Genomic DNA, 450 nt, shown 5'->3' on the forward strand with positions numbered 1-450 from the left:
GACGACCCCGACCGCGCCGAGCACCCCCTCGAAGGCAGCCGGCGCGATCTCCTACGCCCGCGCACAGATCGGCGACGCGTACCAGTTCGGCGGTGCGGGCCCGAACACGTGGGACTGCTCCGGCCTCGTGATGATGGCCTACAGCTCGCAGGGCATCGCCACCGGTGGCCACAACGTCGTCTGGCAGTACAACTACTTCAAGTCGATCGGCCGCCTCGTGCCGATGTCGCAGCGGCAGCCCGGCGACATCCTCTTCTACTCGTACAACGGCACCGTCAACGAGGCCTACCACGACTCGATCTACACCGGCAACGGCATGATGGTCGAGGCGGCGAACCCGCAGCGCGGCGTGCTCGAGCGGGCGATCTGGACCCCGGGCCAGCTGCTGCCCTACGTCGCACGGCCGAGCGGTTCGCTCTAGCCGCACGCAAGAACGACGAGTGCGCACGA

General features: G+C 68.2%; 1 protein-coding gene. It reads left to right on the forward strand.

What is annotated here, in order from left to right:
• On the forward strand, nucleotides 1–421 hold a 421-nt coding region (locus tag BIV01_RS13815; protein ID WP_175473731.1), incomplete at its 5' end, for a C40 family peptidase.
• Between the last annotated feature and the right edge of the window lie 29 nt (nucleotides 422–450).

This window comes from Curtobacterium sp. MCBA15_013, assembly GCF_001865095.1.
In the GTDB taxonomy this organism is placed as follows: domain Bacteria; phylum Actinomycetota; class Actinomycetes; order Actinomycetales; family Microbacteriaceae; genus Curtobacterium.